This is a genomic window from Pseudomonas sp. 2835, assembly GCF_050435905.1.
Taxonomy (GTDB): Bacteria; Pseudomonadota; Gammaproteobacteria; order Pseudomonadales; family Pseudomonadaceae; genus Aquipseudomonas.
This window is the reverse complement of the sequence record NZ_JBNDLE010000001.1, coordinates 418,373-430,331: the sequence shown is the minus strand read 5'-3', so window position 1 is coordinate 430,331 and position 11,959 is coordinate 418,373. Positions and strand designations below refer to the sequence as shown.

Here is an 11,959-nt window from a genome sequence, read left to right as displayed (position 1 = left end):
AACAAGGAGCCTGCAGTGAACGATTTCAACCAGTGGACCACCCTGGCGCAGCAGCAGCGCCTGATCGACAGCGCATTTATTCAAGGCGAGGCCTGTCAGGCTGCCAGTGGCGCGCGGTTCGAGGTGATCAATCCGGCCACCGGCAAATTGCTGGCCAAGGTCGCCGCCTGTGGCCAGGCTGAAGTTGACCAGGCGGTACGCAGCGCCCGCCATGCGTTCGAACAAGGCCCCTGGGCAAAGATGGCACCCGGCGAGCGCAAGACCGTGCTGCTGCGCCTGGCGCAGTTGATGCTCGAGCACCGCGCCGAACTGGCCTTGCTCGACTCGCTGAGCATGGGCAAGCCGGTGATGGATGCCTGGAACATCGACGTGCCGGGCGCGGCCCATGTGTTCGCCTGGTACGGCGAAAGCCTCGACAAGCTCTACGACCAGGTGGCACCGACTGCCAGCAATGCCCTGGCGACCATCACCCGCGTGCCGCTGGGGGTGATCGGTGCGGTGGTGCCGTGGAATTTCCCGCTGGACATGGCCGCCTGGAAGCTCGCCCCGGCGTTGGCCGCCGGTAACAGCGTGGTGCTCAAGCCCGCCGAGCAATCGCCGTTCTCGGCGCTGCGCCTGGCAGAACTTGCGATTGAAGCGGGCCTGCCCAAGGGCGTGCTCAACGTGGTGCCGGGGCTGGGCGAGGAGGCCGGTCGCGCCCTGGGCCTGCACATGGACGTCGATGCCCTGGTGTTTACCGGCTCCACCGAAGTCGGCAAGTACTTCATGCAATACGCCGCGCAGTCGAATCTCAAGCAGGTGTGGCTGGAATGCGGTGGCAAGAGCCCGAACCTGGTGTTCGCCGATTGCCAGGACCTGGACCTGGCGGCCGAGAAAGCCGCGTTCGGCATTTTCTTCAACCAGGGTGAAGTCTGTTCGGCCAACTCGCGCTTGCTGGTGCAGCGTTCGATTGCCGACGCGTTCATCGAGCGGCTGATCGTCAAGGCGCGCCAGTGGCAGCCGGGCAACCCGCTGAACCCGGCAAGCCGGGCCGGGGCCATTGTCGACAGCCGCCAGGCGCTACGGATCATGCACTACATCGCGCAGGCCCAGGCCGAAGGCGCGCAGCTGGTGTGTGGCGGTCGGCAGCTGAGTTTCGACGGCTCGAGCAACTTCATCGAGCCGACGATTTTTACCGGTGTCACTGCCGACATGACCCTGGCCCGTGAAGAAGTGTTCGGCCCGGTGCTGGCGGTCAGCGTGTTCGATGACGAAGACCAGGCGGTGGCCATGGCCAACGATCACATCTATGGCCTGGCGGCGTCGCTGTGGACCGACGACCTCAACCGCGCCCACCGCGTCGCCCGGCGGCTGAATGCCGGCACGGTGTCGGTCAATACCGTCGATGCCCTGGACGTCAGCGTGCCCTTTGGTGGCGGCAAGCAGTCGGGTTTTGGCCGCGATCTGTCGCTGCATTCGTTCGACAAATACACGCAGTTGAAAACGACCTGGATTCAGCTGCGTGGCTGATGGCCTGTGGGAGCGGGCTTGACCCGCGATGACGCCAGCACAGGCAACACCTCTGTTCTTCCAATAACAACAATTCGGAGCACCCGATGAACAGCAATGCAAGCGTGCAAACCGGCGCCCTGGCGCCGCCTGCAAGTCGCAAGAAACTCGGCCTTACCGCGCTGTTGGCGGTGGCCATCGGCCTGGTGGTGTCCCAGGGCGTCATGGTGCTGATGCTGCAAGGCGTCGGCATTGCCGGCCTGGGTTTCATCGTGCCGTTGGGCCTGGCTTACCTGCTGGCACTGAGTTACGCCTGTTCGTTCTCGGAACTGGCGCTGATGATCCCCCGCGCCGGCAGCCTGAGCAGCTACACCGAGGTCGCCATCGGCCAGTTCCCGGCGATCCTGGCGACCTTTTCCGGCTATATCGTGGTGGCGATGTTCGCGCTGTCGGCCGAGCTGTTGCTGATGGAGTTCATCATCGACAAGGTCTACCCGCACTCCATGCCGCCATTGACCGTGGCCCTCGGGGTGCTGGCATTGTTCACCGTGCTCAACCTGTTCAACATCGACATCTTCGCCCGCCTGCAAACGGTGCTGGCGGTGGTGATGACCGTGGTGTTGCTGGTAATGGGCCTGAGCGCGATGAACAGCGACATCGTCGCGCCCAACCAGGCGCTGTTCGACAGCGCCCACTGGAACCCGCTGGGCCTGGGGGTGATCGCCCTGACCGCGATGGCGGTGTGGGGCTTTGTCGGCGCTGAGTTCGTCTGCCCGCTGGTAGAAGAAACCCGCCGCCCGGAACGCAACATCCCGGGCTCGATGATGCTCGGTTTGACCATCATTTTTGTGATCATCAGCCTCTACGGCCTGGGCGCCTTGCTCACCGTGCCGCAGGCGGAACTGGCCAGCAACGGCCTGCCGCATTACCTGTTCGCCACTACGGTGTTCGGTGAGGCCGGCAAAGTGTTCCTGGTGACCGCCGCGATCACCGCCACCTGCAGCACCCTCAACAGTTCGCTGGCGGCGATCCCGCGCATGCTCTTTGGCATGGCCCGCAATGGCCAGGCCTTCGGCGTGTTCAAGCGCCAGGGCAAGCGCACCGGCGCGCCCTGGGTGGCGGTGCTGTTCATCGCTGCGGTCACCGGCCTGCCATTGCTGCTGATGCATGACCATGCCGATGCCATCAACCAGTTGCTGCTGTCGGCCGCCCTGGCCTGGTTGCTGGCCTACATCATCACCCACGTCAACGTCATTGCCCTGCGCCGGCGCTACCCGCACGTGGCGCGGCCGTTCCGTACGCCGTTCTACCCGTTGCCGCAGCTGTTCGGCATCGCCGGCATGCTGTTTGCGATCTGGAACGTCTCGCCCAGCCCGGACATGACCTTTTCGATTTTTGCCTACGCAGGCCTGGTGCTGCTGATCGTCTCGATCATCGCCGTGCTGTGGATCAAGGGCGTGATGGGCAAGCCACTGTTCAAGCCAGAGCCGCTGGAAAGCGTGCTGGGCACTCAAACCGATAAAAACCCGCAAGGAGATTCGCAATGACCGCTCACGTGAAACCTGCCCGTAGCACCGGCGATTACCAGGCAGCGGATGCCGCGCACCACATTCATGCCTTTCTCGACCAGAAGGCGCTGAACGCCGAAGGCCCGCGGGTGATCGTGCGTGGCGAAGGCCTGGCATTGTGGGACAACGACGGCAAGCGCTACCTGGACGGCATGTCGGGGCTGTGGTGCACCAACCTCGGCTATGGCCGCAAGGACCTGGCCGCAGCCGCCAGCCAGCAGCTGGAGCAACTGCCGTACTACAACATGTTCTTCCACACCACCCACCCGGCGGTGGTCGAGCTCTCGGAGCTGCTGTTCAGCCTGTTGCCTGCGCACTACAGCCACGCGATCTACACCAACTCCGGCTCCGAAGCCAACGAGGTGCTGATCCGTACTGTGCGCCGCTACTGGCAGATCCTCGGCAAGCCGCAGAAGAAGATCATGATCGGCCGCTGGAACGGCTACCACGGCTCGACCCTGGGCGCCACGGCGCTGGGCGGGATGAAGTTCATGCATGACATGGGCGGCGTGATCCCCGATGTTGCGCACATCGACGAGCCGTACTGGTTTGCCCACGAAGGCGACCTGACCCCGGCCGAGTTCGGCCTGCGCGCGGCGCGCCAACTGGAAGAGAAGATCCTCGAACTTGGCGCCGAGAATGTCGCCGCCTTTGTTGCCGAACCCTTCCAGGGCGCCGGCGGCATGATTTTCCCGCCAGAAAGCTACTGGCCGGAAATTCAGCGCATCTGCCGGCAGTACGACGTGCTGCTGTGCGCCGACGAGGTGATTGGCGGCTTTGGCCGCACCGGCGAGTGGTTCGCCCACCAGCATTTTGGTTTCGAGCCCGACACCCTGTCGATCGCCAAGGGCCTGACCAGCGGCTACATCCCCATGGGCGGCCTGATCCTGTCCAAACGCATGGCCGAGGTGCTGGTGGAGCAGGGGGGGGTATTCGCCCACGGCTTGACCTATTCCGGCCACCCGGTAGCGGCGGCGGTCGCAATTGCCAACCTCAAGGCCCTGCGCGACGAAGGCATCGTCAGCCGCGTCAAGCACGAGACCGGCCCCTACCTGCAGCGTTGCCTGCGCGAAGTGTTCGGCAACCACCCGCTGATTGGCGAAGTGCAGGGCGCAGGCCTGGTCGCGGCCTTGCAGTTCGCCGAAGACAAGGCCAGCCGCAAGCGCTTTGCCAACGAAAACGACATGGCCTGGCGTTGCCGCACCCTTGGTTTTGAAGAAGGCCTGATCATCCGCTCGACCCTGGGCCGGATGATCATGGCACCGGCCCTGGTGGCCAGCCACGCCGACATCGATGAACTGGTCGACAAGACCCGTACCGCCGTAGACCGTACCGCCCGCGAATTCGGTCGCCTGTAAGCCCAAAGCGGCCGGCGCGCGCGGGCGTGCCGGCCTATTAGAGGAACCGCTTCATGTCCAGATCCTTGCGTTGCTGTGTTCCCTTTGCCCTGGTTGTGCTGTGCAGCGCGGTGTCGGCCGCACCGCAGAACCTCACCGTCATCTCCTTTGGCGGTGCCACCAAGCAGGCCCAGGACAAGGCCTACTTCCAACCTTTCAACGCCAGCGGTGCAGGACGCGTCGTCGCTGGCGAATACAACGGTGAGCTGTCGAAAATCAAGGCCATGGTCGATGTCGGCCATACCAGCTGGGACGTGGTCGAAGTCGAAAGCCCTGAGTTACTGCGCGGTTGTGACGAAGGCCTGTTCGAGCGCCTTGATCCGGCCCGCTTCGGCGACCCGGCGCAGTTCGTGCCGGGCACCCTCAGCGAATGCGGAGTGGCGACCTATGTATGGTCGATGGTCATGGCCTACGACAACGGCAAGCTGGCCAAGGCGCCGAGCTCGTGGGCGGACTTCTGGAACGTTGCCGACTTCCCTGGCAAACGCGGCTTGCGCAAGGGCGCCAAGTACACCCTGGAGATCGCCTTGCTCGCCGATGGGGTCAAGCCCGAGCAGTTGTATGAAGTGCTCGGTACGCCGCAAGGGGTGAGCCGCGCCTTTGCCAAACTGGACCAGATCAAGGGCAATATCCAGTGGTGGGAAGCCGGCGCGCAACCGGCGCAGTGGCTGATCGCCGGTGACGTGGTCATGAGCGCGGCCTACAACGGCCGGATCGCCTCGGCGCAGAAAGAGGGCATGAAGCTCAGCATCGTCTGGCCGCAAAGCCTGTACGACCCGGAATACTGGGCGGTGGTCAAGGGCACGCCGAACAAGGCCTTGGCCGAGGATTTCATTGCCTTTGCCAGCCAGCCACAGACCCAGAAGGTGTTCTCCGAGGAGATCCCCTACGGGCCGGTGCACCGCGAGGCGCTGAAGCTGCTGCCGGCGAGCGTGCAGCAGCAGTTGCCGACCGCCGAGGCCAACCTGGCCGGGGCACGGGCGGTGGATGCCGAGTTTTGGGTGGATCATGGCGAGGAACTGGAGCAGCGCTTCAACGCCTGGGCGGCGCGCTGAGGCTGTTTGGCAAGGCTTTGCCTTGCATCGCCGGCAAAGCCAGCTCCCACAGGTTCAGGTGTACACCGATCCCTTGTGGGAGCCGGCGTTGCCGGCGATGAGTGCTTCAGTTCAGCCAGGCAGCAAACTGCTCCTTGCAGTAATCGACAAACAACTGCGCAGGCTTGGTCAGCTGCGCACGCTTGAGCCAGCCGGCCACCAGCGCGGAGCCGGTGACATCCTCGGCAATCTCCACACAGACCACTTCCTGGCCATCATAGGTGCTGTGGCCATGGGGCTTGGTCACCAGCAGGGCAAAGCCAAAGCCCTGGCCGACCATGCCGCGGACCATCTCGATCGACGGCGAGCTGAAGACAATGTTCGGGCTCAGTTGCAGCTCTTCGAAAATACTCACGAAATAAGTGCGGCTGGGCTGCACATCGAGAAGGATCATCGGTTCCAGCGCCAGGTCCCTGATCGACACCTGCTTCTGCCCGGCAAAACGATGGCCCGCCGGCACCAGCGCATAGGGGCGCTGGGGCGCGGTCAGGGCTTCGGTTTCGATGGTGCTGTCCAGGTCATGCTCGTAGAAGATCGCCAGGTCGAAGCGCCCGCCGGTCAGGCCTTGCACCAGTTCCTGCTGCTCACCGTCCTGCAGGCGGATCTCCACACCCGGAAAGCGCTGGCGAAAGCCTGCGATCAAGCGCGGCAGGTAGAGCGGGGCGACGGTTTCAAAGCAGCCGATGTCGATCTGGCCACAGACCACGTCGTTGTCGGCCAGGGCGTTCTGCTCGAACTCGCGGGCCATGCGCAGCAGTTCCTGGGCCTTGCGGTAGAAGCGTGCGCCACCGGGGGTCAGCGACACGCCCTGGGCGTGATGGCGGATGAACAGCTGCACGCCGAAGCTGTCTTCCAGGCCCTTGACCGCCGTGGAAATCGACGGCTGGGCGATGTACAGCTTGCGCGACGCCTCGGCGACGCTGCCGCATTCAACGGTGGTGACGAAATACTTCAGTTGACGCAAGGTATAGGACGCCACAGTGCACCTCTGGCTGATTATTTTGCTACACGATACCCCGTGTCCGGCCGGCGGCTGCAGCGGATTTTGCTGGCCATTGAGCATATTTACCCGGGCCTGCCGTTGATCGCCTGGGTGGCACTGCGGACCCGCGCACAGCCTCGAACCTGTACGGCGCGCATTTTCTTGCGCCGCTCTTGCGAGGTAACTGCCATGAGCCAGCCACGTCCCGATGATGATCCACTCTGGAAAGATCCCTTGAACAACCCGCAACGCGAGCACGATCCGGTCACCGACCCGAATGTCTCGGGTGATCCGCAGCGGCGCGACCAGCCCGAGGACGTCGAGCGGCTGCCCGACGACCCTGATGCCGAGGACCGGCTGCCCGAACCCGACCAGCCAACCCCGTTGTCGGACGAACGCCGTTAATCGGCGCTCAGCTCGTGCACCTGCCAGCGCACCGAGCTGACGGCCAACCCGGCCAAGCTGGAAGTACGCGCTGAGCTGATGGGCAGCCCTGATGCGCCCACCCAGCTGGAACGCCTGGTCAGCCGGGTGAGCCTGGAGAAAGGCGTCACTTCACCGTGCAGCGACTGCAGGCGCAGACCGCCGTTGCCGAAGCTGTGCAGCATCAGGCTGCGCACCTGGATTTCATCTTCGGCGCGGCAGGTGATGCGCACCTCGAAACGCTGCTCGGCCTCGTTGGCCGGCAGCACGTCCTGATGGTTCAGACGCTGGGCGATATCGCGCAGCAAGATATTGGCACAGAGCACCACGCAGCTGCCCAGCGCCGCCTCCAGCAACAGCCCCAGGCTGCACAGCACACCGATGGCGGCAGTACACCAGAGCGTTGCAGCGGTGTTCAACCCGCGTACGTTGAGGCCGTCGCGCATGATCACGCCACCGCCCAGAAAGCCGATGCCCGAGACCACATAGGCCGCGACGCGTGAGGCGTCGGTGGCGGCCATGCCCGGCACCGCCTGGGTCATCAGCACGAACAGGCAGGCGCCGGTGCTGACCAGGGCATTGGTGCGCAGGCCGGTCAGGCGCTGACGCAGTTGACGTTCGGCGCCGATCAGCGCCCCGAGTACCAGCGCGACGGTGACGCGCAGCAGAAATACTTTCCAATCCATAGCAAACCTCGAATCCACGGCAATACGCCGCGTTGTCATCGCCAGTGGGCGATGTACGTGAACAAAGAGAATGCGCAGGGCTACGAACCTTCAACACCGGTGAAGGTGCAAGGTGTTCGGGAAGGAGAATGAGGATTTGTCATCCGCAAGGGATGCGAATCGCCACTAACCGCCATGTTCGGCGTGCCAGTGGCAGAGGGAACCTGCTGAACTAGCGCGCCGTGTGGACCTGTCGCAATCGACTAGAGCTACTGTCCAATGCAGGACTCCTGTATAGGCATGCAAAAATGCGGGCGAGAAACTAACCCTCGGGCAGCGCAGGGTCAAGGGTAAAAACATGACAATTGTTGCATTGGCAGCGGATCGTTCCAGATATGCAACGCTGTGGGTCATCGTGTTGTCTTTCCCAGGTGCGCTTCAATAGCTACTGTTCCCTGAAAGGACTTTTGAGAGACCTGTGTGCAACCTTTGATCAATTACTGGCGGCTGGTGCTGCATCCGGGCGCGGACACCCTGCGCTTCGCCCTGCGGACCATGGTCGCCTGCCTGTTGACCCTGTACCTGGCGTTCATCTTCGACCTCGACCAGCCCAAGTGGTCGATCATGGCGGTGTTCATCGTCAGCCAGCCGCTGGGCGGCATGACCCTGCAACGCAGCTTCGCCCAGGTGCTGGGCACCACGCTTGGGGCGGCGGTGGCGGTGCTGATCATGGCGGTGTTCGCGCAGGCGCCGTTGCCGTTCATCATCACCCTGGCGCTGTGGCTGGCCCTGTGTACTGCGGGCGGCACCTTGCTGCGCTACACCAGTTCGCATGCCTTCGTACTCAGCGGCTTTACCGCCGTGGTGGTGGCGATGCTGGCGATCCCCGAGCAGGACAACACCTTGATGCTGGCCATTACCCGGGTCACCGAAACCCTGCTGGCGGTGGCCTGCGTGTGTGCGGTCAGCCTTCTCAGTGCGCGCCCGCAGGCAGTGGCCACGGGCTATTTTGCCAAGGTCGACAACCTCATCAAGCTGATGGCCAGCCACGCTGCGGCGGCAATCCGCGGTGAAGAGAGCGCAGCCGAGTTCAGCAAGCGGCAGATGCAGATCCTCGGCGAGATCAGCGCCCTGGAAGGCCTGCGCCGTCACCTGTACTTCGATGCCCCGCATTTGCGCGGGGCCAATGGCCTGGTGCAACTGCTCGGCAACCAGTTGGTACTGCTCAGCTCGCGGCTGACAGTGCTGCGTAACCAGAAGCTGATGATCGCCGAGCGCTGGCAGGGCAGTTACCCGGAATTCATCAGCCGCCTGCTGGCCGACGAGCTGGCCTTTCTTGACCTGTTGGCGCAGCAGGGCCGGGCCATGCCTGCCGAGGCACGCGAGCATTTCAGCGCCTTGCAGCGGCGTTTCGACCAGGCTGCGCTACAGGCCGAGCAGTTGCAAAGCGATCTGCCAACACCGCTGCGTTCGCTGGCCTGGGCCTTGCGCTGGGAGCAGGCGCGCCTGCTCGAACAGTTGAGCGAAATGCTCGAACTCAGCGATGCCATCCAGGAAGGCCGTGCCGGCGATTGCCTGTACCGCCAGGGGCGCAGCAACCCCTTGCACCTGGACTGGCGCCTGGCGGCGATGAACGCCAGCCGTGCCTTTATCGCTCTGGTCACGGCCGGGCTGATCTGGATCGAAACCGCCTGGGACGGTGCCCGCGCCGGGATGATCCTGGTGGGTATCCTGTGCTCGCTGATGGCGACCTTTCCGCGCCCGTTGATGGCGGCGCAGAACTACGCCCGCGGCCTCGGTCTGGCGCTGGTGGTGTCGGCGCTGTACCAGTTCTGGCTGATCCCGCAGGTGGTCGATTTCGAAATGCTCGCGCTGCTGCTGTTGCCCTTGCTCTATGTAGTGGCGGTGGGGCTGTCGGGGCCGATGACCGCCGGCATCGGCATGGGCCTGGGCCTGTCGAGCTTCTTGCTGTTCGGCCCGCAGAACATCGGCGCCTGGCAGAACACCGCGATGCAGTGGTTCGAATTCGCCGGTGCCTACGTGTGTGGAGCGGCGCTGTCGCTGATGGTGTATGCGTGGATTTTCCCGTTCAACCCGCAATTGCGCATCGAACGGCTGTTTCGCGAAACCCGTGAGCAGGTGTACGCCTTGCTCAAGGGCCCGGCCTCGGACGAGCGCCAGTTCGCTTTTGAGAGCCGCATGCTCGACCGCCTGACCTTGATTATCGGCCTGCTGCCAGCGACCCGTGATGAGCGCTCGCGGGGGCTGTTCGAGGTCAACCTGGCGTGCATGGCCCTGGGCGTTGCCTTGCGCCAGTTGCAGGAGCAGGGCAGGGCCAACCCGTTGCTGCCCGAGCCCCTGCGCGCGCAGCTTGAGCAGGTATTGCGCAACACCGGCCGCTATATCGCCGGGCGCACCGCGCTGGTGCTGCCAGACTTGCTGCAGACCCTGCAGGACCTCGGCGAACGCCTCGACAACCTGCACGGCGAACAACTGCAGGCGCCGGCCGAGCAGTTGCGCTCGTTGTTCCGCATTCGTGTGGCCTTGCTGGTGATCGCAGGCTTTTTGCGCCACTACAGCCCGTACCTTGAACCTGCTGCCAAAGGAGCCCCGGCCCTTGCCCATTGATTTCGAGATTGGCGGCGTCTACCTGCCGCCGATTGCCCAGGCCCTGCTGCTGGCCATACCGCTGTTGATTGCCGTGCTCTGGCTCCTGCAAAAGCTTGGGGTGATGCAGCGGGTCTGGCATCCGGCTTTGTTTGAAGGCGCGCTGTACGCCTGCCTGTGCGCCTTGATCATCCTGTACATGGGGAGCTGAACCTTGAACAAACTTGTGACCCAGGTCTCGACCCTGGTTGTGGTGGTACTGGCGCTGCTGCTCGGCTGGTTTGCCTGGGAGCATTACACCCGCGCGCCCTGGACCCGCGATGCGCGGGTGCGCGCCGACGTGGTGACGCTGTCGGCGGATGTCGCCGGGCGCATCGTCAGCCTCAAGGTGGCGGATAACCAGCACGTCGACCAAGGCCAGTTGCTGCTGGAAATCGACCCCGAGCGCTATGCCCTGGCGGTCGAACATGCGCGCCGCGCCATCGAAGTGGCGCGGGCCAGTGAAGGCCTGGCCCAGGCGGCAATCATTTCAAGCCAGGCGCTGCTCAAGCAGCGCCAGAGCGAAGAACAGCGCCGGCGCACCCTGAAGCAGGGCTTTGCCATCTCCGGTGAAGAATGGGAGAAATCCAGCACCGACGTGGCCGTGGCCCAGGCCGAACTGATGCGCGGCCAGGCCAACCTGAGCCTGGCTACGGCCAACGTGCAACTGGCTACTGCCGCCTTGACCCAGGCCGAGCTTGACCTGCAACGCACAAAGATTGTTGCCCCGGTCAGCGGTTATGTGACCAACCTGCTGACCCGCCAGGGCGACTACGCCACGGCCGGCGGACCTTTGCTGGCGCTGGTCGACAGCGGCTCGTTCCATATCAGCGGCTATTTCGAGGAAACCAAATTGCCGCGCATCCACCAGGGCAGCAAGGTCGACATCGCCCTGATGAGCGGCGAACGCTTCCAGGGCACGGTGCAGAGCATCGCCTACGCCATCACCGACCGCGAAAACGCGCCCGGCAACCGCCTGCTGGCCAACATCAACCCCAGCTACACCTGGGTGAAACTGGCCCAGCGCATCCCGGTGCGCATCGAGATCGACCCGGACTATGCCGGCAAGGCCGACCTGCGGGCCGGCACCACGGCCACGGTGACGGTGCGCGAATAGGGCCGAGGTGGTAGGCTTTGCGGCGTTTCTGCCCAGCCACGCGAAGCTCACGCATGATCCTCAACCTCGCTGTATTTCTCTGCACCCTGACGGCCATGGAGGGCATCGGCTACCTGGCGCATCGCTACATCATGCACGGCTGGGGCTGGTTCCTGCATCGCTCGCACCATGAGCCGCACCTGGGCGCGCTGGAAACCAACGACCTCTACCTGCTGGCCCTGGCCCTGATCGCCTTTGCCCTGGTTGCCATCGGCCGCGCCGGGCATGCGCCGTTGCAATGGGTCGGGGCGGGCGTGGCGGCGTTCGGGGTGATCTACGTGATCGTCCATGACGGCATCGTCCACCGCCACTGGCCGTGCCGCCCACGGCCGCGCAATCGTTACCTCAAGCGTTTGTACCGCGCGCACCTGCTCCACCATGCGTTGAAGGGGCGGGATAACAACGTGTCGTTCGGGTTCCTCTATGCACCGCCCATGCACAAGATCAAGCAGCAATTGCGCGCGCGGCGCCGGGGTTGACCCGCAGGCGCGCAATTTCATACAAGATTGTCCGGTGCCGCATGCGTAAGGTAGTAGTGTT

At 64.1% G+C, this 11,959-nt stretch carries 9 protein-coding genes and 3 pseudogenes; 10 read left to right on the top strand and 2 right to left on the bottom strand.

The window, feature by feature from the left end; translation table 11 throughout:
* The first annotated feature begins 15 nt into the window (after positions 1-15).
* The 4 genes from ABIE20_RS01635 to ABIE20_RS01620 all read left to right on the top strand — a co-directional run bounded on the left by ABIE20_RS01635 (position 16) and on the right by ABIE20_RS01620 (position 5,508).
* A complete protein-coding gene (locus ABIE20_RS01635; RefSeq protein ID WP_429502248.1) occupies positions 16-1,509 on the top strand; it encodes an aldehyde dehydrogenase in 1,494 nt (497 codons plus the stop codon).
* A gap of 86 nt (positions 1,510-1,595) precedes the next feature.
* Positions 1,596-3,035: an APC family permease gene (locus tag ABIE20_RS01630; RefSeq protein WP_429502246.1), complete on the top strand. Its 1,440-nt coding sequence runs from the start codon at positions 1,596-1,598 to the stop codon at positions 3,033-3,035.
* Positions 3,032-4,414 carry an aspartate aminotransferase family protein gene (locus ABIE20_RS01625; RefSeq protein WP_429502244.1) on the top strand — a complete coding sequence of 461 codons (1,383 nt, stop codon included), beginning with the start codon at positions 3,032-3,034 and terminating at the stop codon, positions 4,412-4,414. Before ABIE20_RS01630 ends, ABIE20_RS01625 begins: the two co-directional genes overlap by 4 nt.
* Positions 4,415-4,467: 53 nt before the next feature.
* Positions 4,468-5,508 (top strand): ABC transporter substrate-binding protein, encoded by a 1,041-nt coding sequence (locus tag ABIE20_RS01620; RefSeq protein ID WP_429502243.1) that lies wholly within the window; start codon positions 4,468-4,470, stop codon positions 5,506-5,508.
* A gap of 101 nt (positions 5,509-5,609) precedes the next feature.
* On the opposite strand, the pseudogene ABIE20_RS01615 reads toward ABIE20_RS01620, so the two are convergent.
* Positions 5,610-6,526: pseudogene (locus tag ABIE20_RS01615) on the bottom strand (LysR substrate-binding domain-containing protein); the annotation flags it as partial.
* Between the two features lie 192 nt (positions 6,527-6,718).
* Here ABIE20_RS01615 and ABIE20_RS01610 point away from each other — a divergent pair.
* Positions 6,719-6,934 carry a hypothetical protein gene (locus ABIE20_RS01610; RefSeq protein ID WP_429502241.1) on the top strand — a complete coding sequence of 72 codons (216 nt, stop codon included), beginning with the start codon at positions 6,719-6,721 and terminating at the stop codon, positions 6,932-6,934.
* 45 nt (positions 6,935-6,979) lie between these two features.
* A pseudogene (locus tag ABIE20_RS01605) lies at positions 6,980-7,087 on the top strand (MgtC/SapB family protein); the annotation flags it as partial.
* Here the strand turns inward: ABIE20_RS01605 and ABIE20_RS01600 are convergent.
* A pseudogene (locus ABIE20_RS01600) lies at positions 7,084-7,638 on the bottom strand (MgtC/SapB family protein); the annotation flags it as partial. The pseudogenes ABIE20_RS01605 and ABIE20_RS01600 sit on opposite strands and share 4 nt — an antisense overlap.
* 459 nt (positions 7,639-8,097) lie before the next feature.
* Between ABIE20_RS01600 and ABIE20_RS01595 the strand changes: the two are divergent.
* From ABIE20_RS01595 to ABIE20_RS01580, 4 genes are read left to right on the top strand one after another with little or no spacing between them, the layout of a single operon-like run.
* On the top strand, positions 8,098-10,245 hold the full coding sequence (locus tag ABIE20_RS01595; RefSeq protein ID WP_429502240.1) for an FUSC family protein: 2,148 nt from the start codon (positions 8,098-8,100) through the stop codon (positions 10,243-10,245).
* Entirely contained in the window at positions 10,235-10,435 is a 201-nt protein-coding gene (locus tag ABIE20_RS01590; protein WP_010226052.1) for a DUF1656 domain-containing protein, read from the top strand. Before ABIE20_RS01595 ends, ABIE20_RS01590 begins: the two co-directional genes overlap by 11 nt.
* Before the next feature lie 3 nt (positions 10,436-10,438).
* Positions 10,439-11,380, top strand: a complete 942-nt coding sequence (locus ABIE20_RS01585) for an HlyD family secretion protein (RefSeq protein ID WP_429502238.1) — start codon at positions 10,439-10,441, stop codon at positions 11,378-11,380.
* A gap of 53 nt (positions 11,381-11,433) precedes the next feature.
* Positions 11,434-11,898: a sterol desaturase family protein gene (locus tag ABIE20_RS01580; protein WP_429502236.1), complete on the top strand. Its 465-nt coding sequence runs from the start codon at positions 11,434-11,436 to the stop codon at positions 11,896-11,898.
* Positions 11,899-11,959: the final 61 nt, after the last annotated feature.

What these genes read in the sequence shown, in the direction of transcription:
- ABIE20_RS01610 (WP_429502241.1), top strand. Translation starts at nt 6,719, where the DNA reads ATGAGCCAGCCACGTCCCGATGATGATCCACTCTGGAAAGATCCCTTG.
- ABIE20_RS01580 (WP_429502236.1), top strand. Translation starts at nt 11,434, where the DNA reads ATGATCCTCAACCTCGCTGTATTTCTCTGCACCCTGACGGCCATGGAG.
- ABIE20_RS01630 (WP_429502246.1), top strand. Translation starts at nt 1,596, where the DNA reads ATGAACAGCAATGCAAGCGTGCAAACCGGCGCCCTGGCGCCGCCTGCA.
- ABIE20_RS01620 (WP_429502243.1), top strand. Translation starts at nt 4,468, where the DNA reads ATGTCCAGATCCTTGCGTTGCTGTGTTCCCTTTGCCCTGGTTGTGCTG.
- ABIE20_RS01625 (WP_429502244.1), top strand. Translation starts at nt 3,032, where the DNA reads ATGACCGCTCACGTGAAACCTGCCCGTAGCACCGGCGATTACCAGGCA.